Consider the following 24,484-nt stretch of genomic DNA (forward strand, 5'->3'; position numbering starts at 1 on the left):
GATTGAAATAATATTAGGACATGTTAAACTTTTGAATTATTTTACAATAAGAAAAAACAACAAGAGACAGAATAATCATTAATGTCATATCCATAAATAACGGGTTTATGATATAACATACATGCCAGGTATGAAATGCGTATCATGCGGAATTGGATTCTTTTCTGCTACTGGATCAGACAAATGTTCCAAGTGTTCAGACAAGGGAGGCCATCACGAAGCCGCAGAAAGTCACGACTCTTGTGGTTGCGGTCATAGCCACTAAAACCCATTTTTTCACATAAACACACAATACAGCTTTTTCAAAATACATATTGAATTAATAGTACAGATATTGATAAAAAAATATCATGGACTATGATGTTGTAATAGCAGGTGGAAGTGTTGCAGGACTGTTATGTGCAAGAGAGATTGCAGCAAAAAACCACAAAGTCCTCGTCATAGAAGAAGATCATGAGATTGGAACTCCAGAACATTGCGGAGGAGTAGTAAGCATTCCTGCAATGGAGGACTTGGGAATCATTCCCATGAGAGCTACACTTGACAACAAGATACGTTCTGCTAAAATAGTAGCACCATCTGGAAAAAGTTTTACACTTGATGCAAGACCTCAGCAGGTCATAGTATTGGACAGACGTGAGTTTGACAAACAGATTGCTCATCAGGCCCAAGTCAATGGAGCAGAGATTAGAGTAAAATCATCATTAAGAGAGATAACAAAAGACAGTGTAAGAACTTCAGACGGCGAGATAAAGTGTAAGATAATAGTTGATGCAAGAGGAGTATCATCGCTCATTCAGAAGGATAGAACTGGTACACTCCAATCCGCACAATACGAAGTCTTTGCAGATTGGATAGACAAAGAAAGAATTGAAGTTCATTTGGATCAAGAAAAATATCCAGGATTTTTTGCATGGGTTATACCTACAAGAAGAGATGAAGCTAAAATTGGAGTTGCAGGAAGAGGAATCAATCCAGCACTTGCCATAGAAGAATTTCTCAAGAAGAAAGGAAGACATTCAACCATTAGAAAAATATTTGCGCCAATTTGGATTAAAGGTCCAATCAAGGAATTTGTTATAGGAAATCTAGTAACAATAGGAGATGCCGCAGGACAGGCAAAGCCTACAACAGCAGGCGGAATTTACTCTTCCGGAATTGGAGGCATGTTGGCAGGAAGATCGATTTCCAAATTTTTAGAGTCAGGAAAAGAATCTAGTTTATCAGAATACCAAAAAGAGTGGACTGGAAAATTTGGCAAGGAGTTTGAGCATATGCTTCTTGCACGTTCCCTGCTTGAGAGACTGGACAACAAATCAGTTGATTCAATATTTGATTCCATAACACCAAAGATACTAGATGAGATCTCAAAAGAAGGAAGCTTTGATTTTCATACCACGTCTGTTGCAAAGATGTTAGGAGTACGAGGGTCGGTCAAAGCAGTTCAGGCAATTCTTGGAAATGAATTGAGAAGATTGTTGAACTAGATGATAAATGATAAGCAAGATATAAATTCGGTCAAACTTGCGTTTTTAACATGTCGTCAACAATAGCATTACCCGTGTGCACTTCATGCCACAGACCAATAATGCCTAGAGACATGTGTGTAAAATTTAACTGTCCTAGCTGCGGTTCCCTATTGCTTTGGAGATGCGAGAGTTGCAGAGAAGCAGCGAGAGCATACAAGTGTAATTCATGCACTTTTGAAGGACCTTAAAAAAATGGCGCGACTTTCGCTTCGAGCAAAAATCCTTCCAACTGGAACTGAGATAGATCTAGATGAGGTTGCAAAAAAGATCCAAGGAGTATTAAAAGAAGGAATAATATTTTCAAAGTATACAAAAGAGCCACTTGCATATGGGCTTTATTTTCTTAATGCCGAATTTTCCCTAGATGATAAAGAAGGACAAATGGATTCTCTTGAAAATGCGATTCGTTCAATCGAAGGCGTAGGAGAATTTCAAGTATTAGGTTTAAGTCGAACATCTGTTGACATGAAGTAGGTGGCCTTTTGGTAAAAAAAGACGAACTGCTTCAAATGCGGGTCGGAGAAGCAAAACAAAGAGACGTTGGAAAGAGACGAGCTAGAATAGAACCGGAGGCAATGGAGTTTTTAAAAGTAGAAGCAGGAGATATGATAGAAATAACAGGTAAGAGGGCAAGCTGTGCCATAGTCTGGCCTGCAGATGATGATAACAAATCACCAGATGTAATACGAATTGACGGTCAGACAAGAAAGAATGCAGGTGTTGGAATAAACGATCTAGTAAATGTAAAAAAAATAGTTGCCAAGCCTGCAAAAAGCGTAACCCTGATGCCAGTTAATGGCAATGTTACAGTAGACAAGGAATTTACAGATTTTGTAAAAAATAGACTCAGAGGACTACCTCTTTCAGAGGGAGACGAGATATCAGTTATGATTCTTGGGAATTCAATGGATTTTAAAATTCATAAAATTTCGCCAAAAGCTGTTGTAAAGATTGAGCGTAGTACTGCCGTTACCATACTAACTGAAACAACCACCGATAAAAAAATTCGAGTCACATTTGAAGAGATAGGTGGTCTCAAGTTACAGACAAAGAGAATGAGGGAAATTGTGGAACTGCCACTAAAACATCCTGAAATATTTGTAAGGCTGAACATAGAACCGCACAGTGGCATTCTCCTATATGGCCCACCAGGATGCGGTAAGACATTAATTGCCAAAGTATTGGCAAGTGAGTCAGAGGCCAACTTTTATTCAATTAACGGCCCAGAGATTATGAACAAGTATTACGGAGAGACAGAAGCAAGGCTGAGAGACATTTTCAAAGAAGCAAAGGAGAATTCCCCTAGTGTGATATTCATTGATGAAATTGATGCAATTGCTCCAAAAAGAGAGGAAGCGTATGGAGATGTAGAAAAAAGAGTAGTGGCACAGTTGTTAGCTTTGATGGATGGCCTTAACGAGAGAGGAAATGTCATTGTTCTAGGAGCCACGAATAGGCCAGAGAGTGTAGATCCTGCCTTGAGAAGACCAGGTAGATTCGACAGAGAGATTGAGATCTCAGTACCCAATGCAGATGGAAGATTAGAGATATTACAAATTCATACACGTGGTATGCCTTTACATGATGTAGACCTCAAAACACTTGCTGCAGAATTGCACGGTTATACCGGAGCAGACATCAAATCACTTTGCAGAGAAGCTGCAATGAAAGCTGTAAGAACTCTCTTGCCAGATGTAGAAAATGAAACTGAAAAAGTATCTCCAGAAATTTTACTAAAGCTAAAGATCACATTACAAGACTTCTATGACGCAATGCATGAAATTGTTCCAACCGCAATGCGTGAATTTTATGTTGAAAGTCCAAAAGTATGGTGGAGGGAAGTGGGAGGACTGGACGATGCAAAAAGAATTTTGCAAGACAATTTGATAATTGCAATCAAGGAACCTGGAAAGTTCCAAAAGATGGGAATCAAACCACCAAAGGGCGCGCTATTGTACGGTCCATCAGGATGTGGAAAGACACTACTTGCAAGAGCTCTTGCAACAGAGAGCGGTGCAAACATGATATTTGTAAGAGGACCTGAAATATTATCAAAATGGGTTGGCGAATCAGAAAAGGCAATCAGGGAGATATTCAGAAAGGCCAAGACTTCGTCACCATGTATAATAATATTCGATGAGCTTGACTCGCTTGCACGCGCCAAATCAAGTGAAGAGGGAGGAATGGGAGAGAGGCTACTCAGTCAGCTCTTAACAGAGATGGAGGACGGAGGAGCTTCCCGAGTTGTTGTATTAGGAATATCAAACAGACCAGATCTTATTGACCCATCTTTGATAAGACCTGGCAGATTAGATCTAGTAATTTTTGTTCCACCGCCAGACGAGAAGGGAAGATTTGAGATAATCAGGCTACTTACAAAACAGATGCCACTTTCTGGAGACATTGACTTGAAGGAGATTGCAGTGGCAACAAAGGGGTATAGTGGTGCCGACTTGGTTGCAGTGTGCAGAGAATCTGCAGTAAACGCAATGCGAAATAATAGTCCTAAGATCACAAGTGTTGACTTTTCCACCGCTCTAAAAAGTGTCAAGGCATCAATTACAAAGGTAGTAGAAGAATGGTATTCAACAGTTAAAGATAATATCTCATACGCATTACCAAAGCCAATGGACAAGGCATTTTACGGTTAGATATGGCAGTCCCACTTCGAAATACAATATATGAAAAAATAAAGATAGCAGGATCTCTTACTGATTCTGAATTATCAAAAGCTCTAATCAAGGCAGGAATTTCAATACCAGAAGACGAGTTTAACAAGATACTTCTTAATTTGGAAATTTATGGCATGATCAAAGTAACATGGCTTACCAAGGATGAACGTAGAATAGAGATATCTGAAAAAGTAGAAGATGAAGATGAGATAGAAAGACAAAATATGGAGAATCTGGAAAAAGAATACGAGTCAGGCTTTCCAGGTGTCGGCCAGCAAGAAGAAGAGATCCAAGAATAGATCATTACATATTCAAACTTCCTACAGTTTCAAACCCAACTATTCAAATCATTTTTTTCCAATAAGTCAATAAAGAATCATCTAATTGTTCAGGAACAATGTTAATCAATATATTATAACCCCCAATCAAAACTTGTGTTGTAAACATGAGTCAAACCATACTGAGTGACAAGAAAATTTTGATACTATCAATTGTAGCTGCTGCAACAACTGTAATTGCCGGAATATTACACTTGCAAATGGTTCCAAGAACGCTATCTGAGAGTTTAGGTGAAGGAGTATTCTTTCTGATTGGTGGAATGTTACAAATTTTCTGGGCAGTTCCAGTCATAAAAAGATGGGGCAAAATATGGCAAATTATAGGAATTGTAGGAACTGTAGTATTGTTTGTGCTATGGTATGCAAACAGACTACATTTGATTCCAGAAGGCGGTATGTCTGAAGGCGGTCCACAGAATCACCAACCAGGAGGATTTCCAAGAGGCAATGCAACAGGTGGCGAGTTTCCCAGAGGTGGTGGTCCACCAAGAGGATCTGTAACGTTTGGAAGAATGCTGCCATCGCTTGAGATATTACAGATTGCATTCATCGGATTGTACATAACACTGAGCATAATGATCTCTAAAAAGAAAACAGAGTCAAAACAAGCCTGATTTTTTTACAACCTAGAATAATTTTTCAAGAAAAACTATTTGCCAAGCTCTTTCATGTTAGCTTCAAGAATTACCAGTCTTCTTTGTGCAACATCCATGACGCGTTTTAAAACATCAATCTCATTGCTGTTTTGCTTTCCCATCTCATTTATGCTGTCAAATAAAACTTTGGCCTCGTTTGTCAATCCATTATCCATCTTGTCTATCCTGGTTGTAAGACGTATATGATCCTCTTCTAATTTTTTTATTCTATTGCTAGTCTCATCTATTTTTTTATTCACCACATCTATTTCATCATGAATTAACGTTAATTCTTCTTCTACTTTGTTTGATGATGAACGAAATCTATCCATCCCTGGCATTTTTGGACCCACGATTGAAGATATGCCAAGTTCCTAGTTAAGCATATAGTAAGTGAATGACACTTGTACAGAAACAGTTGTTCAAGATTTACCCCAGATGTCGTACAGAATCATGGCAAATCATTTGATTTGTCCACCGTGTTTTGAATTGTTTTCTCCATGGCAAGCATATCAGTTGTTTTGTGCATTGAACAATTAACGCCATTGTCTTGCAATATCTTTAGTTCACCTTCTGAAATATCACCTGCTGAAAATACGAGTATTTTATTTTCTTTTATTTTACCTGTCTGTATCAGTGATTTAACAATATCATAGCCTGAAAATTTTGGCATGGCAAGATCTAGCAATATAGCATCAAACGTTTGTTCTAAAATCATGTTCAATCCTTCTCTCCCATCATTTGATACTAGACAATCATGACCACGAGAATTCAGATATTCCCTAATCATGTTTGTTATAGTTCTATTATCATCTATTGCTAGAATTCTCAACTATATACAAACAAATCAAGTATCCTAAATAATTTTAGGTTTCAAAGGATACACCTAGTCTGTGTTTAAATCATAATTGGCATTGAAATTATTTTATTACCGGAAAGTGAAATGCCGCATCAAGTGCAATTGCTACAAATATTATTGTAAGATATGGTGCAGTCACCTTGTATGCCTTCCATGCAAATTCCGAAGTTGGGGTCTTTGTTAGTTTGTAATGATATACAAACATCAAACCTCCTGATACTAGAGCCGTTACCAAATATACATAACCCAATCCAAATGCTACAAGCATAACAGAATATGGTAACAAGATAGCAGTGTTGAGTAAAATATACTTGGAAGTTTTTTGCATTCCAATTAGTACCGGAAGCATTGGAACTTTGGCAGCTGTATATTCTTCTTTCATCTTCATTGCAAGGCACCAAAAATGAGAGGGCGTCCAGACAAAGACTAGAATACCCACCAATGCACCTAGAATATCCATAGAGCCCGTTGCTGCAGCCCATCCTGCCATGGCCGCACAACTTCCTGCAAATCCACCAATTATAATATTGGACCAGTTACTGCGCTTGAGCCACGCGGTATAGATTATCACATAGAAAAATATCCCTAAAGCAATGAAAAATGTCGATACGGGATTTAGTGTAAACCAGGCATAAATTACAGAGATGCAGCTTACTGCAAGGCCATAGATCAAAACATTACGTGCAGACATTCTTCCTGAAGGAATTGGTCTAGTACTGGTTCGTTTCATTAACGGATCAATATCTCTGTCATAATAGTGATTTAGAGCACTTGATCCGGCAGATGAGAGTATACCTGCCATTATGAGATCAAGAAATGTAGTATAGTTCAGAGGAGCATGCATTATCAGTATGCTTGCAGCATACATTGAGGTAATTGCCGTAATAACAAGTAAAACTATGATTCTAGGTTTTGATATTTCAAGTACTTCCTTTAATCCCACGGATCTTGGGCAATTTGCAGGGAATTTAATTTCTTCGAAGATTCCCTCTTAGCATCGGTTCAAAAGAATTAAGTATTACACAACGTGAAACTACCTCAAATGAGTGACTGGGACCTAATGATGCCAGGAATGGGACTATCTGCAATAGGTCTTGGAGGCGTTATTTTATCATACATGGGCATTGCCAACACATTCCTTACAGGAATGCAGGCATTATCAGGATTGACGTTGTTTATCGGTTTGGTATTTTTATCAGCAGGAATGCTAAGTGGTGGAATATCTACTAGCGGACGTGCCAAGGCAACTACGCTAGTAATCTTTGGCATAGCAGGATCTGTTGGAACATATGCAATCAGTTTGAATAAAGTAATCACATCATTGCCATTATTTGTTGGAATACTAATCATGATAATTGTTCCAACCGTTGTAATTGGATTTGCTGCAATGAAGACTCCAAAATACTTTAAACCAATTGCAGTAATATTTGTACTAGCATCTTTGACTGCAATTACATCATATACAGTATTTGGTTTTATCGGACCAGGAGCTCAATTTTCATTTCACACACCGGGAAATAATGTAACACAGGCTACAGTACCTAATGCCACATCCTCCACTGCTCCAGTTGTCACAATTAATATTCCACTCAACTCATCACAGCAAGGAAATCCAAACTTCACCCCTGCGTCGATTACGGTTCCCAAGGGGGACATAATAAAATGGACAAATAATGATAAAGTACCACATACAGTAACTAGTGCGCCAGATGGTTCAGTATGGGATTCTGGAATAATAGCAGCTGGTAAATCATACCAATTAGATACATCAAAACTTAATGCTACAGAATATGATTATCTCTGTACAGTGCATCCATTTATGACAGGAAAAATAATCATAACAGCTCCTGTCAAGCCAGTATTTGCAAATGTAACAATAGCAGCGGGTGCCGCAAAACAAGCTACCAGTCAGAAATACTTTGATCCTGCAGAAATTTCAGTAAAGACTGGAACTACTATAGTCTGGACAAATGCAGACAGTGTAGCACATACTGTAACCAGTGGAGACCCTAATGCAGGCTCATCAGGAATATTTGATTCTAACTTGATAAAACCTGGAAATACATTTACCCACGAATTTGATTCTGTTGGAACAACTCCATACTTTTGTACAGTCCACCCATGGATGACTGGAAAAGTTACAGTAGGATGACAGTAAAGTCAATAGTTTTATCTAAAAATCAAATTGATACGCTAAGACAGCATTCCCAAAAAAATTCTCCAAACGAGGCGTGTGCCATACTATTTGGAAAAACAGATAATGGTAATGTGATAGTCAAGGAAGTTTTTCTTACAAAAAATATAGAAAACTCACCAGTAAATTTTACAATATCACCTGAGGAACTGATACTTGCGTATGATACCTCAGAGAGAGAGAATCTCGAAGTAAGTGCGATATTTCATTCACACCCATCATCCATGGCACACCCATCAACAACTGACAAGAAATACATGGAAATTAATCCAGTACCATGGGTTATTTTTTCAAACATGCATGACGAGTTTAAAGCATACATCTACGATTTGGATTTAGTCCCAGTTCCAGTAAAGATTTTGTAATTTTACTTTTTGTGAACGTGTTTGTGTCGTTCAAGGTGGTCCTTGTCTGTAAAAGTGGTATCACAGTCTTTACATTTGAATTCGTGCTTGCCCCACATCGACAAGTATTAGGCAAACTAATCTAAAAGGCTTTAGCAAGATGATCTTAAAATTATTTTTTCTCCGTCAAGATTTATTGGAATTTTTACATCTTTTGATATAATTTTTCCAATTACATTTACAGGCGAATAAGGCTTGATCTCACCTTTGTTTCCAATTGGAGTCGGTCCAAAGAATAGACAAATAGCTTGTCCAGGAGGCCAATATGCAACATCAAGTAAATTTACTAGTGGTTTTGAGTTTTCTCCTTGTACCATGACAGGGATTGGGTCAGTGTACATTTCTTCCCCCCAGATATGTACATCTACAGAAATTGGCAGATTGTCCAGAATTGCATGCACTGTCTTTGGTGCAATGGAATCATCAAGTTCAATCTCCAGAGATTTGTTTTGTGGAAGAGTGATTGTGATTTTAGATAGCATGTTAGAAAATCAGGCAAGCGATGCCAGAGCACGTGTAACATCAGTTTTGCTTATTATTCCAGAGATTCTACTTGTCGCATCAAGCACTCCCAAGGCACTCACATTGTGATCAATCATGACCCTACATGCTTTTGCAAGGTCTTGGTTGCTTTTTATTGAAAATATTCCTCTTGTCATAATTTCGCTTGCCAGCGTTATGGCTCCAAATCCTTCAGATGAGACAAAGCCTTTCCTAATATGATCTGATAACGAATAATCATCGGATAAATCCTCGACTCCAAGTTCAAGTGCAACCCTGAAGAAATCTCTAAACGATATAACACCAAGATGATTATCATGTTGATCTTTAGTGATTATTCTTGAGATTTTATGCTCAAGCATCTTTGCCATAACTCGTGTTAGTGAGGCAGTGTCATGTACTGTAAATACATGATCAGTCATATAGTCTGCAACCGTGTATTTTTTTGTATGATGTATTGAATAAAATTTTGCAAGATCAGTTTTTGTGAATATTCCCTCAAGGTTATTTTCATTTCCCACTGCAAGTGAGCTAATATTTTTTTCAATCATCTTCTTTGCGCATGATACGACTGATGTCGCGCCATCTGCATATACCAGTCCTTTCATTATTTGTGTAAGCGGTATTCTGTCAAGGCTTTGATTTGATTTTTCTGCAAACAAGAAAAAGCCAACATCCTTTTCTGTTACAATGCCAACTGATTTGTGTTCATTAGTTATCACAAGACGACTTTTGTTAAGATCAAGCAGTTTGGATATTACCTGTGAAACACTTGAATTCTCTGCGATAGACAGTGGGTTATGCATTAGTTCTTTGGCAGTAGTCATGGAAATATCTTGTAAGTAATATACATAAAAACTAGGGATTAATTATCAAGTCTGAAAATTACAATATTTTTTATTTGTCAAAAATTTGAAATAGATTAAAAAATCCATGGGACGGATTTGTTGGACATTATTTTGTACCTGAGCAAAATATCAAAAAATCATATTTGCGTGATTTTAGGCTGGCGTTTCAACTCGTATATCCATTGGTTTTAACTACCAATCATTACCAATAATTACCAATAGATATATAAGCAAATACCATTCATTGGTAATACATGAGTAAACCAACACAGGAACCAAAAGAGTTCAATACAGAATCAAAAGAAATCCACTCAGTCTACAAGCATAGCGCAGACAGATTTTTTGATGAGGTAGAAAAATCAATACCACAATATCATCAATCAATAACAAGTCTTCAGCGTTCATACATTGCAGCATGGAAAAAAGCAGTAGAATCTACCATATCCATGACTCAGGAATTTGCAACCAAATGTGGCATGAGCACAGGTGTTACATCAGCTATGGCAAAGATAGTAAATGGCACAACTGAAGAAATCATCAAGGCACATGAACTACAAAATAAAGCAATACTGACTGCAATCGATGCTACTCAGCAATCAATCAATACATTCAACGAGAATGCAAAATTGTTCACTGGGCTAGACCAAGGCATAATGCAATATTGGGTTCAAGCATGCACACCTACACGAAACTAGTGTAAAGGAGCTTTATCCTTTTTATTTTGAATCACCACATTAGAAAAATTTTATTTTAAAACAGTGATCAAATAAAATTTGAAACAAGTGGAGGTTTGCATGATTTTTTAAACTTGTGACCTTTTTGCAAGCAGTTTTGATAATGAATTAGATATGTTCTTTCGTATATTCTTATCATACATATCAGGAATTATGTTGTCATAACGTATTTTTCTTTCAGGAATAGTTTTAGCAATAGCTTGTGCTGTTGCAATCAACAGATCAGTTGTTATCTTTTTTATTTTCTTATCCAGTATAACTCTCATAATATGAGGAAATACCAGTGCGTTATTGACCTTATTAGGATAGAGGTAACTTCCAGTTGCGACGATTTTAGCACCAGCTGCCTTGGCAATCTCGGGTTTTACTTCAGGGTTAGGATTTGTCAGTGCAAAAATTATTGAGTCTTTATTCATTCTTTTTATAATTCTGTCATTTAATAGATTTTTTTTTCCTGAAACTCCAATAAATACATCTGCGTTTTTCATAACATCAAAAAGATCACCTTTTTCTCTTTTGGGGTTTGAGATTTCTGCCAACTCATGTTTGTATTTGTTCATGCCTTTTGTCCTTCCTTTGTAAATTGCGCCTTCAGAGTCTGTAACGACGATATTTTTACAACCAGCTGCAACAACCAACTTCGTTATACCATAACCAGCAGAACCTGCACCAGCAACAACGATTTTTATGGATTGTAATTGCTTGTGAACAAGTTTTAGTGAATTCAAGAGTGCTGCAAGGGCAACAACAGAGGTACCATGCCTATCATCATGAAATACAGGTATTGAAAGAGAATTTTCCAATTCTTCCGAGATTTCTAAAACTTTGGGTGATTCTATATCTTCAAGATTTATTGCACCAAAGACAGGTTCAATGGCTTTAATCGTGGCAATTATTTTCTCCTTATTAGTTTCATTCAAACATATTGGAAAAGCGCTTATGCCACCAAACTCTCTGTACAAGACGGCTTTTCCCTCCATGACTGGCAGAGCAGCATAAGGGCCAATATTTCCCAGCCCGAGAATTCTAGTACCATCTGTAACTATGGCCACATTGTTTCCCTTGGAAGTAAACTCATATTTTTTTTCAGGATGAGAGTAAATTTCATCACAAACGGCAGCAACACCAGGCGTATAAATTAATTTTATTTGATTACGCTTTAGTTTTCTAATCTTTCCCGTAACAATGATTTTGCCCTTGAGTAATTTATGAAGAGCGATTGCTTTTTTACCATTATCATCCAAAACCATGAAATAGATCTAATCTAGACCTTTGTAAGCTTTCTAGTCATATAGTTAGCCCCCAACCAAGAGAAAATACTGACAACAAAATAATCAGTAGAGCATAAAAAATGGCATGGTTGGGCATAGTTTTAAAAAAACAGGGCCTTCAAGAAAAAGTCTTGAATATGCCTGCTTCATCGAGGATATTTAAAAAACAATGATCGCACCTTGAAATGGTGTAACTTTGATCTATTGCATGTCTGAACTATCTAACTTTGAACCTCTAAATAGAACTATTTCAGAGTACAGATATGGAAATTCATGTATACGATACATACGTAGAGGCAAAGGATGGCCACACGATGCATTTTGACGTCATTACCAGTCAGAAGGATCATGTAAAAGCAATCCAGTATGCAAAGGAATGGCTCAAGACAGTCGGAGAAGCCGATTCAAAGGTATCAACTGAGGAATGTCAGTTCTGCCACTCACAAGGTGCACCAGAACCCATTGCAAAGGAGATCCAAACGAAAGGCTATTTCATCCAAAAGATGGAAGGCTGTCCGTAAAGATATCTACTTAATTTTTTAATCCAAACACTATTTTTAAAAACACCATTAGCGTCATGTATATCATATCATCCCATGACAAAAAAGATCAAGTATAGCAGACTTTCAATCGAAGGAGACATTCAGACAAGGTGGATATGCGGATGCTTTGAAACAGTAGATGCTTTTTTCAAATTTTGTCCTCAGCATAAAGAAACAATGAAACAAACCATAGAATCTCAGATAGACAAGCTTGACATGACTACAGTGATAGAAGAGAAATAATTTCAAGTCATTTTCTTTTAGAATATGGCTTGAATGTGATACCAGCAAGCCCACGTCGAACCATTTTGTTAAATCTCTTACCATGACTAAGATATGGAAATCTCATATGGATTAGCTCATGGACTATAGTATTTTCAAGCACTTTTTCATCTGGAATCTTTCTTACGTTGATAAAGACAACATTGTCCATAATATAGGACACGCCAAGATACTTGTAAGCTGATGTCCTTCTACCTTCAGTCACACTCTTTGGCATTTCCAGTACCTCCTTTGTTGTCAGCAACATCTTTGGCTCTGAGATACTAAATCGTGCACAATAGATTCCTACCTTTTCTAATATCTTAAAACGAAGATCAGAGTCTAACTTCACAGAACATGATAGCAAGAAATCCCAAGTTTAATGCATATTGTCAAAATGTATGCCAGCGGTTGTGTAATTTTTTATTTTTACCACTAAAGTGGTAAGTAGGGTCAGAAATCCGTTAGTTTAATCACAAATCATACAGCCACCGTCTCCTCATTCCCCACTAACTCATAGAGCTCATTATGGACCTAGCTCTATTTCTTACCTCCTCTGTTACAAGTACAATGACTAACCCTTCATTTGGTTGACCATACAAAATTACAGAATTATCAGGCGCATATACTGCAACTGGAAGTACAAGCAAGTCCTCCTCTCCAGATACAATAATTCTAACTGGCGGTGTCATACCAAATGCTTTTTGAATTACAGATATGCTTTCTTGAGTTATTTCTGCGGCAGGGTTTGTACAGGTAAGAATTGTCTCGGCATGTCCCGCTGGTAAATCCCTCTTGCTTCTTTTTTCTATCGAGTCTATAATCTGCAATGCCGGATTAAAGCCAAACTTTATCATTTTTTCTGTAGTGGCGTCACCCACAGTGATTATAAAAGAACCTAATGGAATATTTTTTGAAATGTTGATACTCGTAGTGTCAGAGTCTAGTAGTAAAATGCCAAGCGGTTTTTTTAATTGGTCACGTAAATTTTCAGGCAGACGCACAATTTTCTTTTGTTTTCAACTATTTTTATGTAGCTACTTCAGCCTTTAGTTCTTCACTTAGCTGAGACGCAAGTACACTACACTTGGCAGCCACGTTCTTTGCCACAATCATAAAAGATTGAGACATGCTAGAATTTGGATCAGTTACAAGTACTGGTTTTCCACTGTCAGAACCCTCCATTATTCCAGGATTAAGTGGAATCTCTCCCAAGAATGCAAGGTTATGCGTTTCACTCATTCTTTTTGCCCCCTCTCTTCCAAAGATGTAATGCTTTTCAGTACATTTAGGACATATGAAATAACTCATGTTTTCTATCACACCCATGATTGGTATGTTTAATTTTTGGAACATACCAAATGCCTTGACTGCGATATTGCTTGCAACTTCTTGCGGAGTGGTAACAACAACTATTCCAGTGATAGGAATAGTCTGGGCAAGTGTCAGTGGAATATCCCCCGTCCCGGGTGGTAAATCCACTATGAGATAATCAAGATCAGTCCAATTTGTATCAACTAGGAATTGTTTTAAGATTCCAGAAATTATCGGACCACGATAAATTGCGGCCTGATGTGCCTGCTCTGCAAAGAAACCAAACGATACAACTTTGATCCCATGTGATTCTGCTGGTTGTAATTTATTATTGTCAACTTCCATCGAGGCCTTGCCCATTCCAAGCATTAGCGGAACACTTGGTCCATAGATATCAGCGTCAAGTAATCCAACCTTTGCACCGGTCTGGGCCAATGCAAGTGCCAAGTTTACAGATACAGTAGTTTTTCCCACTCCACCTTTACCACTTGCAACACCGATGATATTTTTTACAGTTGGTAGCATTTGATCTACACTAAGGGAACGTCCCTCCATGACTTTGGCAGTAACCTTAAGATCGAGTTTTGAAACTTCTTTTATTGTAGCAATTGCAGCTCGTACATCTTGTTCTATTTCATCATTGAAGGGACAAGCAGGAGTAGTAAGTTCAAGTGTAAATTTCAAATCATTTCCGTTTATCTCAATGTCTTTAATCATGCCCATGGAGACTATGCTCTTTTTGAGATCGGGGTCAATTACGGTACTAAGAGTAGTAAGGATTTGATCAACTGAGACCATAAAGTAAAAAATCATGAATACGATATTTAAACATAGGCAAAAATCACATCCAAAGATTCATAAATTCAAATTTTATGTAATTTTTTGATTGTTTTCTATATCAACCCTTACTGATGTAGTTAGGATACCGCCTAAACTATTTGGAGAGTCGCTAAAAAAAGCAGCTATTACAATTTTAAGAGAAAAATATGAGAGTATGATAAATCCAGAACTTGGTTATGTCATCATGATACTTGAAACCAAGGTAGAAAAAATGGGCAAGGTAATTGCTGGAGACGGAGGAACATATCACAGAGTAGAATTTACTGCATTAACATTTTCACCAAAACTCCAAGAAATTGTTCGTGGAGAAATTGTCGAGATTACAGACTTTGGAGCATTTGTCAGAATTGGTGCAACAGATGCACTATTACACTTGTCACAAATTATGGACGACTATCTCAAAAGCGATGTCAAGTCTGGCATGATCCTTGCAAACCAGAGTGGAAGAACAATGAAGATTGGAACTACACTTCGTGCAAGAATTACTGCAGTATCAATTGGCAAGACCGCAGCTATGAAAGTTGGAATCACATGTAGACAACCATTCTTGGGGGCAGATGAATGGATTGAAGAAGAAATAAAGAAAGCAAAAGCACCAGCTGCTCCAGCTACAAAGACACCAGCAGCTGCAGCTACAAAGACATCAGCTACGGACAAGCCCAAAAAGACAGCGGAGAAAAAATGATAAGAAATGGTTAGAGAGTTGGCATGTCGCAAGTGTAAATTTGTAACAGTAGGTAAAGTATGTCCCATATGCAAATCATCTGATCTGAGTCCGGACTGGAGTAGTTCAGTCTTAGTTGTAGACCCAGCAAATTCTGTTGTTGCCAAATCTTTAGGAATTAAAGAAAAAGGCAAGTATGCACTCAAGGTAACCTAGGTTGCAACCAAGTGCAAAAAAATATCTAGAAAGTTTTCTTGCTGAGGATATTGGAAGGGGTGATATTACTAGCAGATTACTTCCAAGAAAAAAAATTGTTGCAAGTATAATATCTCGTGAGAACGGCATTGTGGCAGGCGTACAATATGCAAAAGAGATTTTCCAATCAAGAAATTGCAAAGTTACAATACATAGAAAAGATGGACAATCAATTATCCCAAATCAAAAGATAATCACAATATCTGGCGATGTATATCCAATATTATCATGTGAGAGAACCGCACTAAACCTAATGTCAAGAATGAGTGGAATTGCTACCCAGGTAAACGCATATGCAAAAAAAATTCGTGCCGCAAACCCCAAAGTTGGGCTCTACTCAACAAGAAAGACAGCACCAGGCCTTAGAATATTTGACAAAGACGCAGTTGTGATTGGAGGAGGTCATAGACACAGAATGGCCCTTGATCAAATGGTCATGATAAAGGATAATCATATTGCAGCAACAGACTCACTTTTAGATTTGATAAGACGTGCAAAACAAAAACACAGGAAAATTGAGGTTGAAGTTGAAAGCTTGCATCATGCTACAATGGCAGCAAAGGAGGGGGTAGACATAATCATGCTTGACAACATGTCTCCCATGCAGATTAAAAATATAATAAAAAAATTAAAGCAACTCAACTTACGAAATAAAGTAAAAATTGAAGCCTCGGGGGGAATAAATCATTCAAACGTCACACAATATGCAAGGTCAGGTGTGGATATGATATCCATTGGAAAACTGACAAGTTCGGTATCAGGGCTTGATCTGAGCCTTGAAGTTAATTGATTGCAAGCATGCGCTCTATTGCAACCTGGGCTTTAGTTGCAATATTCTTCGGAACCTTTACCTGATACTTTTCTTCTTTTAATGAGGCATGTACCTTGTCTAGAGTTATCATCTTCATGTATTTGCATATAGCATTTTCAGACATTGGGATGAATTGTTTATCAGGATTGAGTTTTTTCATCCTGTATAATATGCCAGTCTCTGTTGCTACAACAAATTGTTTTGATGCAGAGTTTTTAGCATGATTCATCATTCCTTCTGTAGATAAAACTTGGACTTGCCTTGAACCATAATCCCCTGATGCAATATCATACATCACTGAAGATGTGCAACTACATTCTGGATGAACTAAAAATTCTGCATTTGCATACTCGTTGAGTTTTTGTTGCACATCCTGTGATCTTATTCCAGCATGAACGTGGCATTCTCCTGCCCAGATGAACATGTTATGACGGTTTGTCATCTTTGCAACATAAGAGCCTAAGAACATATCTGGCAAGAACAAGATCTCCTTGTCTTCAGGAATTGATTTTACAACATTTACAGCATTAGACGAAGTGCAACAGTAATCAAGCTCGGCCTTTACTTCTGCAGATGTATTTACATAACCTACTGCAATTGCTCCCGGGTGTTCTGACTTCCATTTTCTCAACTCGTCTGCATTTATCGTATCAGCCAGAGAACATCCAGCCGCGAGGTCTGGAATCAAGACCTTTTTGTTTGGACAAGTTATTGCTGCAGTCTCTGCCATAAAATGAACCCCACAAAATAGAATGGTCTTGTAGTCAGTGTTCGCAGCTTGTCTTGAGAGCCCTAGCGAGTCCCCCACATAATCTGCTATATCCTGTACTTCAGGTAGTTGATAATTATGAGCAAGAATTAGAATGTCCTTTTCTTTTTTTAGTCGCAGTATCTCAGATTTGATATCCATTGCAGAATAGTGTAGCAATGATTCGTCTTTAAAGGGTCATGGTATTGACAAATTTATTGCCACGTGGAACAATCGTGGCAAAATTTACCATTTATGCACCCACATTTAGCGTAGTGCCGCAAATCTTTCGGAGGCACTCTATTGCAGACAAAGTAGCAAGTCTACTTGTCTTTGGATTACTTGGACTAGGTACATTTTCCACATTTATTGAAAATTTGCCAAACTTTCCTTGAGCTTGTATCTCATGAGTGTTCTTGTCAGTGGCAGGGTCTGCAACTATTCTTACTCTTGTCTTTTCACTACCAATTCCTGCAAGGCTTAGAAGTGCAGCTACATTGATGTTTGCAGGAAATAGTCTTACTGCCTCTTGTGCATTTCCTTCGTATATTGTAGTGATTGTTTTTATTTCATCAGGATTAATTTCTGAGGTTTCAAAGAATTTTGCGCCCTTCAACGCTTTCGGGTTTTTGGTAGTCACAAGAACTACAGATTCCAATTCATCCTGTACTGCTCTAATACCATCGAGTCCAATTATTGCTCCAGATGGAAGATAGACTCGTTTGTTGAAATCCTTACAACCGTCCATTACAATATCAAATATAGTTTCATCCAAAAGAGCACCGGCACTCAATATCATTACATCTTTTCTATTCTGAAGTATACTCAGTACATTATCTCGCACTGCATCTTGTGATGCAGCTTCAATTATCAGATCAACTGGAGAAGCTGCAAGCAATCCAACATTTTCTGTTATAACAGGCTTATTTTCTAATTTATCAACTAGTTTCTGGGAATTTTCTTTTGAGAAATCATAGACATGAGTAAGTTTTGCAGAGATTTTTTCAGAGTCTATTGCAAGTGCAATCTCTGTTCCAATTGCGCCGCATCCAAGTAGTCCTACTCTTTTCAATACAAATGTCTCAAGTACTCGTCCTTGTTAAATCTGTTATTAGACAACCATGGTGTTTAACAGAATATTGAATTATCTTAACCCGCATATATCATTAGAGTAATTTGGAAAAACAAGAATCTACACTAATGGAAAAAGTCCTATTCAAGATAGCAAAACAGTGGATTGCTGGTGATACCATGGAAGATGCCCTCAAGTCAGCACGTCAGGCAAACATCAATGGAATGGGTGCAATTTTGAACAAGTTAGGCGAGCATATGACATCAAAGGCTCAAGTAAGTCAAACAGTTTCAGATTATCTCACACTTGTCTCAAACTTGCGCAGATCAAAGATTTCTGGAGGATTATCAGTAAAACCAACTCAGGTAGGCCTATCCATTAATACAAAAGAGTGTCTTGAGAACCTTGATAAAATAATAGAAAAAGCATTGCAATCCCAGTCTTTTGTCTGGATAGACATGGAGTCCTCAGAACATACTGATGTCACTTTCAAAATATACCTGAATCTTTTTGAAAAATATGAGAGATTGGGAGTTGTCATTCAATCAAACCTCAAACGTACTCAAGATGACCTGAAAATGCTTCTAGAAAAGTGTGCCAAGATTCGCCTAGTAAAAGGTGCATATCATGAAACTCCAAAGAACGCATACAGGACAAGACATGAGGTTGATGAAAATTACAAAAAATTGATGCTAACTTTATTTGAACAAGGAAATGAATTTGCAATAGCAACACATGACTCCAAGCTAATTGATCTTGCTATAAATTTGTCAAAAAAACATGAAAAAAAGTTTGAGTTTCAAATGCTAAAAGGAATACGAGATGAGATAAAACCTATTTTGGTAAAAAGTGGATTTTTGGTGTCAGAGTATATTCCATATGGCACCAACTGGCTACCTTATTCAATAAGAAGACTACGAGAAAGAAAGAGAAACATACTGTTACTTGGAAGTTCGTTTATTCACTCACATCGAGTCTGAGTTTGTTCTCGTAGAAACTGTAAGAGATAGTATGCACCACCTGCTCCTTTTCCAGATATTCCAGATTCTTTCCACCCAACAAATGGCTGCGCCCCAACCATAGCACCAGTGGTTGCACTAGCTGCTCTATTTGCATATGTAACTCCCGCCTCAATTTTTTCAAAGAATTTTTCAATCTCGTTTTTGTCTTGACTGAAAACTCCAGCAGTTAGTCCATAGTTACTTTTGTTTGCAAGTGTAAGTGCCTCATCAAATGTATCAAACTCTTCAACACAGAGAAACGGTAAGAATAATTCTTCTCGTATCAGTTCGTGATCTTTTGGAAGATTTGTAACAATTGTAGGTGCTACAAAATTTCCATCTTGGTGTAATGCATCAGAGATTATAGAACCTCCGCAGAGTATCTTGCCATCTTTTTTAGCAAGTTCGGATGATTTTTGATATTTTTTTACCGCTTCGTCATTTATGACTGGCCCAATGTAGACATCTTTTTCCCATGGTTTTCCAATCTTTAGCGCACTTGTCTTTGTAACCAGTCTTTCCAAAAACTTGTTCGCAATTGATTTTTGCACATATACTCTAGAACACGCACTGCATTTTTGTCCATCATATCCAAATGCTGCTCTTAGAACACCGTCTGATGCTTTTTCAATGTCTGCAGTTGCAGATATGATTGCAGGATTTTTCCCTCCCATCTCAGAGATAAACGGACGAGGTTTAGCCATAGCAAATGTAGAGTAGCCCCTCATGCCTACATCCTTTGAACCAGTAAAAGCAATACCATCAACTAGAGGACTCTCAAGTATTGTTTTCCCAACTGTTCCTCCAGAACCTGTTACAAAGTTAATTGTGGACGGTGGAAGCTTGTGGTATATCGATTCAACAAACTTGAATGCAGATATGGGTGCATCACTTGATGGTTTTAGAACAGTTGTATTTCCAGTAATTAGAGCACCCGATGTCATTCCAATTGCAATTGCCGATGGAAAATTAAATGGAGATATGATTCCCCAAACTCCGTACGGTTTGAGAACGCTGTTTGTCTTCTCTCCCGTTGTTGCATTTTTTGTCTCCTTTGAAAATCCAGTATTAATTTCAAGTTGTTCTGCATAAAATCTCATAAAGTCAATTGATTCGTCCAAGTCTCCCATGGATTCTAGTCTGTTCTTTCCGTTCTCAAAGCAAAGAATTGCAGCAAGGCGGAATTTGTTTTCAGAAAATACATCGGCAACATCTCGGAATATCTGGACTCTTTTTTGATATGGAGTAAGAGACCATTTATGAAATGACTCCTTTGCAGATTCAATTGCATGTAGAGCATCTTCTTTTGTTCCCATGGGAAAGTGTCCTAGGATCAAATTCTTGTCAGCAGGTGATCTTACTTGGAATTTATTATCAGAAAATATCTCTTTACCTCCTATAATCATAGGATAACTTTTTCCAAAGTCTTTTCGTGCCTCATCTATAGCATCATCAAACTTTTTATGAAATTCATCAGTTGAATTATTATCTACAAATCTGCCCCAAGTCCTTTCATTTTCAAACATGATATAATTACCATTTACTGCCATTAATTAGTTCGCTAAAAGTTGATTTTGTATTAACTGGAGGACAAACATAATTCAAACGAGAAACATTTTATCCGTGTAGGCAAAGGTGTCTTATGCTCAATACGGTATATCGTGATGCAATTAAGAAACGAGAAGAGGCACGATCTATCTTCAAAGGTGAGAAATTTGATCAAATTATTAAAACAGCCAAGGAAAACTGGCTAGAATATACCCCTCAGAAAAAGGACTCTGACATAGCAGGAATAGACAGTAGTTATAACAGTACAAAATTTCAAGGACTGGAGTTATGGGTAGTAACTGGAGTATCTATAAAATCAGACGGTCAGATAATAACAGAGACCCACAACCAGGGATTAGGGCAACCAACACCTGAGCTTGAGACGCAGGCAAGTAGAATGGAAGTAGAAGCTTGTGTCAACTCTGTTGACAAGGCAGAACTTGTAATTCTAGATGGTTCGCTATATTCACAGTTTCTTACAAGACAGGCCGCACTTGGAAGTTCAATCACTACCGCAATAAAAAAGAGAAACAATGTAATTTTCATATCAAAGACATCATCTGCTAGAAACTATTTTGGAAAACTTGGCTCAGTTGCAGGAGATATTTTTTATTACAACCACGCAGTCAAGAGGCCTGGCTTTAGCAAGATATTTGTAGATAACAGTTTGGGACCTGGTAAAGTAGTATCATATGTTTATGCAAGACTAAGAGATTCTACTCCTTTAATCAAGATTGAACTGTTAGGATCAGATCATAATGAAAATGAAATAAAATTATTACTTGACATGATAACAAAAAATAGTGTGGGTGGATATCCATATTCATTAAAACTTGCACATGAAAATTGTAAGATCACCAATTCAGATCTGGCAAGACTTGTTAGTCTATATGGACTTGGAAATGAGGTAGGTTCTAGAGAGGTATTGAATTGACAATAGGTGTAGTAATTGGAGAATCAAGACCGACTGATGTTACGGCGCAATCATCAAAGCCACTTTCGGTTGGAGAATATGTAATAATTGATTCACAGGACGGCAGGATTTTAGGTCTTGTTGAAAAATCAATGATATCAAGTGAAGCACTAACCGATGTTCGAAATTTTGACGAAGCAGTAGAAAGCAAGGAAGTTGCAGATATCAATTCAAGAGATAAAAACTACAAGGTAAAAATTGGAATACTTGGATTTTTAGATAAATTACAAAAAGGACAGATGATTTTGCCTGCAGTTCCCCCACTGCCAGGAACTTCGATTATCGAGGCCACACAGAAGGATTTAGGCATGATATTTGGCCCTACAACAAGTGAGTGGATTAGAATTGGCTCTCTTTTAAGAAATTCAACTATCGAAGCCAAGATCAATATCAACAAAATTGTATCAAGGCATTTAGCCATACTTGCAATGACAGGGATGGGAAAGAGTAATCTTGTTTCCCTAATTGCAAGACATATCAGCTCATTAAACGGTACACTGATTATTTTTGACTATCACAATGACTATGAAAGTCTCGATGTCTCCAAGATAAATTACATGATGGCAAAGATAAATCCTAGACTATTGCCTGCAGACAAGCTAGCTGAAGTAATAGAACTTAGGGAAAATGCAGACAAGCAACAAAGAGTATTGCGTGAATCACTTACAGAATCAGTAAAACAGTCAAAGGATTTCTGGCAATCATTAGAAGACAGCGTGTCATCTTATGGACGAACAACAAAGGGCTATGCAGATAGTGCAAGTAGAGTATTAGATAAGATCGATGATGCAAAACATAGATTTTCAGACATCCTTGACCCAGACTGCGGAGATCCAGTAGACTTGATCAAGGAAGGCAGAGTAAATGTTTTGAACATATCTGAGCTCAGCGAACGACAAGCAAATGCAGGACTGTCATATTATTTACAAGAATTATTACAACAAAGAAAAGATGCAGTATGGGAAAGAAAAGGCAAGTCGTCACATAAAAGAATCAACAAGTTTCTTGCTCCAATATTTGTAATAATAGAAGAAGCCCATGTCTTTATTCCAAAGGGCGAGCATACCGATACAAAGTATTGGGCATCAAAAGTAGCAAGGGAGGGCCGTAAATTTGGAATCGGCCTTGGTGTTGTTTCTCAAAGACCAAGAAATATTGATCCCAATGTACTAAGTCAGATGGGCTCTCTTGCAATAATGAAGATAGTTCAAGATGATGATCAACAACAGATTGCATCTGCAGCAGAATCACTAAGTAAGGACCTGCTTTCACAGCTCTCATCGTTAAACATTGGAGACGCCGTACTGATTGGCCAATGGGTAAATCTGCCTTCAATAGTGCATGTAGACGAGGTAAAGAGTAAGAAATCAGGCTCAGATTTGGACGCAGTCTCAGAATGGAGTCAGACAGACAAGTTCAAAGAGATTGCAAAGGAATCAACAAAATCCATGGTTCAAAAAGATTTACTGCTAGATTGAGATGATCTTTTCACATATCTCTGACACACATTTGGGTTTTGTTCAATATCACTCTGAAGAGCGTGAAAATGATGTATACTTGGCATTCAATGAGGCAATTGACACATCAATAAAAGATCATGTTGATTTTGTCATACTGGCAGGAGACATATTTCACGTCCCAAACCCAAGTGGAAAGGCAATTGTTGTTTTGGCAAATGCACTAAAGCGTTTGAGACAAAATAACATAGATTCTTTTTTCATCCTAGGAGATCATGACATCAGCAGAATAAGAGCAACCCCTGTTCCTTTTGTATACCACAATTTAGATTTTTCAAAATACATAGGAGACGGAAAGCCAATAATTTACAAAGATGTATTCATTGTAGGATTTGACAAACGCCGAAAGACAGAGATTGAAACATTTGAAGAAGATTTTGCAAGAGTTGATGCAGAGGCCAAGAAACATCAGGGACACAAGATATTGGTTTTGCACCAAGGAATTGCAGAGATAAACAAATTTGCAGCTGAACTAAACTCTACAGATCTTCCAAAGAATTTTACATATTATGCAATGGGGCATCTTCATGATCAAGATTTGAAACGATTCTCACATTTAGGAGGTCCATTAGCATATCCAGGGTCAATCGAACTCACATCAAGCGAGGGAATAAAGGATACACAAAAGGGATTCTACCAAGTAGATATTTCAAAATCAGAAGCCATACCAACATGGATAAAACTTGACATCAGACCTCAGATGTCTGTAAAAACTTCTATGAAGGATATCTCAAATGATGTAAACACACTTGCAGAAAAAATCAAATCATATGCAAGAAAACCAATCATAGAATTAAAAATTGTAGGTGAGGTAGAGCCCGGACTGGTTCAATCTCAACTCTCAAAGTTGACAGATCTTACACTACGTTGCCTTTGGAAACACATCTCTACTGAGCAGACAAGCGGTTCTGTCTTTATGGACAAGCCACTAAAAATAGAAGAAGAGATGCATA

The 24,484-nt window shown here is 37.6% G+C and carries 31 protein-coding genes; 19 read left to right on the forward strand and 12 right to left on the reverse strand.

All coding sequences use genetic code 11. The annotated features are described in order from the left end of the window. Window positions 1-121: 121 nt before the first annotated feature. The 7 genes from C0Q33_RS09180 (at window position 122) to C0Q33_RS02095 (ending at window position 5,153) form a co-directional block, all read left to right on the forward strand. On the forward strand, window positions 122-265 hold the full coding sequence (locus C0Q33_RS09180; protein WP_165776411.1) for a hypothetical protein: 144 nt from the start codon (window positions 122-124) through the stop codon (window positions 263-265). A gap of 85 nt (window positions 266-350) precedes the next feature. Beyond that, entirely contained in the window at window positions 351-1,487 is a 1,137-nt protein-coding gene (locus C0Q33_RS02070; protein WP_101476941.1) for an NAD(P)/FAD-dependent oxidoreductase, read from the forward strand. 50 nt (window positions 1,488-1,537) lie between these two features. Beyond that, entirely contained in the window at window positions 1,538-1,717 is a 180-nt protein-coding gene (locus tag C0Q33_RS02075; protein WP_101476942.1) for a zinc finger domain-containing protein, read from the forward strand. 4 nt (window positions 1,718-1,721) lie between these two features. Next, entirely contained in the window at window positions 1,722-2,003 is a 282-nt protein-coding gene (locus C0Q33_RS02080; protein ID WP_101476978.1) for an elongation factor 1-beta, read from the forward strand. 8 nt (window positions 2,004-2,011) lie between these two features. Further along, a complete protein-coding gene (locus C0Q33_RS02085) occupies window positions 2,012-4,180 on the forward strand; it encodes a CDC48 family AAA ATPase (RefSeq protein WP_101476943.1) in 2,169 nt (722 codons plus the stop codon). Window positions 4,181-4,182: 2 nt separating this feature from the next. After that, window positions 4,183-4,500, forward strand: coding sequence for a hypothetical protein (locus tag C0Q33_RS02090; protein WP_101476944.1), 318 nt, complete (start codon window positions 4,183-4,185; stop codon window positions 4,498-4,500). Window positions 4,501-4,646: 146 nt separating this feature from the next. Beyond that, on the forward strand, window positions 4,647-5,153 hold the full coding sequence (locus C0Q33_RS02095; RefSeq protein WP_101476945.1) for a hypothetical protein: 507 nt from the start codon (window positions 4,647-4,649) through the stop codon (window positions 5,151-5,153). Window positions 5,154-5,188: 35 nt separating this feature from the next. Here the strand turns inward: C0Q33_RS02095 and C0Q33_RS02100 are convergent, their stop codons facing one another. The 3 genes from C0Q33_RS02100 to cyoE form a co-directional block, all read right to left on the reverse strand. After that, window positions 5,189-5,527, reverse strand: a complete 339-nt coding sequence (locus C0Q33_RS02100; protein ID WP_101476946.1) for a coiled-coil domain-containing protein — start codon at window positions 5,525-5,527, stop codon at window positions 5,189-5,191. A 98-nt stretch (window positions 5,528-5,625) separates the two neighbouring features. Then, window positions 5,626-6,006 carry a response regulator gene (locus C0Q33_RS02105; protein ID WP_101476947.1) on the reverse strand — a complete coding sequence of 127 codons (381 nt, stop codon included), beginning with the start codon at window positions 6,004-6,006 and terminating at the stop codon, window positions 5,626-5,628. Between the two features lie 88 nt (window positions 6,007-6,094). Further along, window positions 6,095-6,976 (reverse strand): heme o synthase, encoded by an 882-nt coding sequence (cyoE, locus tag C0Q33_RS02110; RefSeq protein WP_101476948.1) that lies wholly within the window; start codon window positions 6,974-6,976, stop codon window positions 6,095-6,097. 99 nt (window positions 6,977-7,075) lie between these two features. Here cyoE and C0Q33_RS02115 point away from each other — a divergent pair, with 99 nt between their 5' ends. Together C0Q33_RS02115 and C0Q33_RS02120 are read left to right on the forward strand one after the other, a co-directional pair. After that, the gene (locus tag C0Q33_RS02115; protein WP_101476979.1) at window positions 7,076-8,185 is read left to right on the forward strand and encodes a cupredoxin domain-containing protein; all 1,110 of its coding nucleotides are present in this window, start codon (window positions 7,076-7,078) and stop codon (window positions 8,183-8,185) included. After that, window positions 8,182-8,592, forward strand: coding sequence for a Mov34/MPN/PAD-1 family protein (locus C0Q33_RS02120; RefSeq protein WP_101476949.1), 411 nt, complete (start codon window positions 8,182-8,184; stop codon window positions 8,590-8,592). The genes C0Q33_RS02115 and C0Q33_RS02120 overlap by 4 nt, the downstream gene beginning before the upstream one ends. 131 nt (window positions 8,593-8,723) lie before the next feature. Here C0Q33_RS02120 and C0Q33_RS02125 read toward each other — a convergent pair whose 3' ends face one another. Both C0Q33_RS02125 and C0Q33_RS02130 read right to left on the reverse strand, forming a co-directional pair. Further along, window positions 8,724-9,113 carry a cyclophilin-like family protein gene (locus C0Q33_RS02125; RefSeq protein ID WP_101476950.1) on the reverse strand — a complete coding sequence of 130 codons (390 nt, stop codon included), beginning with the start codon at window positions 9,111-9,113 and terminating at the stop codon, window positions 8,724-8,726. A 9-nt stretch (window positions 9,114-9,122) separates the two neighbouring features. Beyond that, on the reverse strand, window positions 9,123-9,959 hold the full coding sequence (locus C0Q33_RS02130; RefSeq protein ID WP_245867286.1) for a CBS domain-containing protein: 837 nt from the start codon (window positions 9,957-9,959) through the stop codon (window positions 9,123-9,125). A gap of 275 nt (window positions 9,960-10,234) precedes the next feature. Between C0Q33_RS02130 and C0Q33_RS02135 the strand changes: the two genes are divergently transcribed. Continuing rightward, a complete protein-coding gene (locus C0Q33_RS02135; protein WP_101476951.1) occupies window positions 10,235-10,675 on the forward strand; it encodes a hypothetical protein in 441 nt (146 codons plus the stop codon). A 107-nt stretch (window positions 10,676-10,782) separates the two neighbouring features. Here C0Q33_RS02135 and C0Q33_RS02140 read toward each other — a convergent pair whose 3' ends face one another. Continuing rightward, window positions 10,783-11,964: an NAD(P)-dependent malic enzyme gene (locus tag C0Q33_RS02140; protein ID WP_101476952.1), complete on the reverse strand. Its 1,182-nt coding sequence runs from the start codon at window positions 11,962-11,964 to the stop codon at window positions 10,783-10,785. Between the two features lie 284 nt (window positions 11,965-12,248). Here C0Q33_RS02140 and C0Q33_RS02145 point away from each other — a divergent pair, with 284 nt between their 5' ends. Beyond that, window positions 12,249-12,506 carry a DUF2024 family protein gene (locus C0Q33_RS02145; protein WP_101476953.1) on the forward strand — a complete coding sequence of 86 codons (258 nt, stop codon included), beginning with the start codon at window positions 12,249-12,251 and terminating at the stop codon, window positions 12,504-12,506. 75 nt (window positions 12,507-12,581) lie between these two features. Continuing rightward, window positions 12,582-12,770 carry a hypothetical protein gene (locus tag C0Q33_RS02150; RefSeq protein ID WP_101476954.1) on the forward strand — a complete coding sequence of 63 codons (189 nt, stop codon included), beginning with the start codon at window positions 12,582-12,584 and terminating at the stop codon, window positions 12,768-12,770. A gap of 7 nt (window positions 12,771-12,777) precedes the next feature. On the opposite strand, the gene C0Q33_RS02155 is transcribed toward C0Q33_RS02150, so the two are convergent. From C0Q33_RS02155 to C0Q33_RS02165, 3 genes are all read right to left on the reverse strand, one after another. Further along, window positions 12,778-13,140: a SprT family zinc-dependent metalloprotease gene (locus C0Q33_RS02155; RefSeq protein WP_101476955.1), complete on the reverse strand. Its 363-nt coding sequence runs from the start codon at window positions 13,138-13,140 to the stop codon at window positions 12,778-12,780. Window positions 13,141-13,297: 157 nt separating this feature from the next. Further along, window positions 13,298-13,792 carry a GTP-dependent dephospho-CoA kinase family protein gene (locus tag C0Q33_RS02160; RefSeq protein WP_101476956.1) on the reverse strand — a complete coding sequence of 165 codons (495 nt, stop codon included), beginning with the start codon at window positions 13,790-13,792 and terminating at the stop codon, window positions 13,298-13,300. Between the two features lie 25 nt (window positions 13,793-13,817). Beyond that, window positions 13,818-14,900, reverse strand: coding sequence for an Mrp/NBP35 family ATP-binding protein (locus C0Q33_RS02165; RefSeq protein WP_101476957.1), 1,083 nt, complete (start codon window positions 14,898-14,900; stop codon window positions 13,818-13,820). A gap of 88 nt (window positions 14,901-14,988) precedes the next feature. Here C0Q33_RS02165 and C0Q33_RS02170 point away from each other — a divergent pair, with 88 nt between their 5' ends. The 3 genes from C0Q33_RS02170 to nadC are packed head-to-tail and all read left to right on the forward strand — an operon-like array spanning window position 14,989 to window position 16,651. Further along, on the forward strand, window positions 14,989-15,627 hold the full coding sequence (locus tag C0Q33_RS02170) for a DNA-directed RNA polymerase (RefSeq protein WP_101476958.1): 639 nt from the start codon (window positions 14,989-14,991) through the stop codon (window positions 15,625-15,627). 6 nt (window positions 15,628-15,633) lie between these two features. Then, on the forward strand, window positions 15,634-15,822 hold the full coding sequence (spt4, locus tag C0Q33_RS02175) for a transcription elongation factor subunit Spt4 (protein WP_101476959.1): 189 nt from the start codon (window positions 15,634-15,636) through the stop codon (window positions 15,820-15,822). 1 nt (window position 15,823) lies between these two features. Beyond that, window positions 15,824-16,651: a carboxylating nicotinate-nucleotide diphosphorylase gene (nadC, locus tag C0Q33_RS02180; protein WP_101476960.1), complete on the forward strand. Its 828-nt coding sequence runs from the start codon at window positions 15,824-15,826 to the stop codon at window positions 16,649-16,651. Here nadC and nadA read toward each other — a convergent pair. Continuing rightward, entirely contained in the window at window positions 16,644-17,582 is a 939-nt protein-coding gene (gene nadA / locus C0Q33_RS02185; RefSeq protein WP_101476981.1) for a quinolinate synthase NadA, read from the reverse strand. The two genes, nadC and nadA, sit on opposite strands and share 8 nt — an antisense overlap. A 91-nt stretch (window positions 17,583-17,673) precedes the next feature. Further along, the gene (locus tag C0Q33_RS02190; RefSeq protein WP_101476961.1) at window positions 17,674-18,492 is read right to left on the reverse strand and encodes an aspartate dehydrogenase; all 819 of its coding nucleotides are present in this window, start codon (window positions 18,490-18,492) and stop codon (window positions 17,674-17,676) included. Window positions 18,493-18,620: 128 nt separating this feature from the next. Here C0Q33_RS02190 and C0Q33_RS02195 point away from each other — a divergent pair, with 128 nt between their 5' ends. Beyond that, a complete protein-coding gene (locus tag C0Q33_RS02195; RefSeq protein ID WP_101476982.1) occupies window positions 18,621-19,472 on the forward strand; it encodes a proline dehydrogenase family protein in 852 nt (283 codons plus the stop codon). On the opposite strand, the gene C0Q33_RS02200 is transcribed toward C0Q33_RS02195, so the two are convergent. Next, window positions 19,454-21,043, reverse strand: coding sequence for an aldehyde dehydrogenase family protein (locus C0Q33_RS02200; RefSeq protein ID WP_245867287.1), 1,590 nt, complete (start codon window positions 21,041-21,043; stop codon window positions 19,454-19,456). The genes C0Q33_RS02195 and C0Q33_RS02200 overlap by 19 nt on opposite strands. 92 nt (window positions 21,044-21,135) lie before the next feature. Between C0Q33_RS02200 and C0Q33_RS02205 the strand changes: the two genes are divergently transcribed. From C0Q33_RS02205 to C0Q33_RS02215, 3 genes are all read left to right on the forward strand, one after another. Continuing rightward, the gene (locus tag C0Q33_RS02205) at window positions 21,136-21,975 is read left to right on the forward strand and encodes a DNA double-strand break repair nuclease NurA (protein WP_101476962.1); all 840 of its coding nucleotides are present in this window, start codon (window positions 21,136-21,138) and stop codon (window positions 21,973-21,975) included. After that, window positions 21,972-23,492 carry an ATP-binding protein gene (locus tag C0Q33_RS02210; protein ID WP_101476963.1) on the forward strand — a complete coding sequence of 507 codons (1,521 nt, stop codon included), beginning with the start codon at window positions 21,972-21,974 and terminating at the stop codon, window positions 23,490-23,492. The genes C0Q33_RS02205 and C0Q33_RS02210 overlap by 4 nt, the downstream gene beginning before the upstream one ends. Window position 23,493: 1 nt before the next feature. Continuing rightward, window positions 23,494-24,484, forward strand: a 991-nt coding sequence (locus C0Q33_RS02215) for a metallophosphoesterase family protein (RefSeq protein WP_101476964.1), incomplete at its 3' end; no start/stop codon positions are given.

The organism is Candidatus Nitrosotalea bavarica, from assembly GCF_900167955.1.
GTDB lineage: Archaea > Thermoproteota > Nitrososphaeria > Nitrososphaerales > Nitrosopumilaceae > Nitrosotalea > Nitrosotalea bavarica.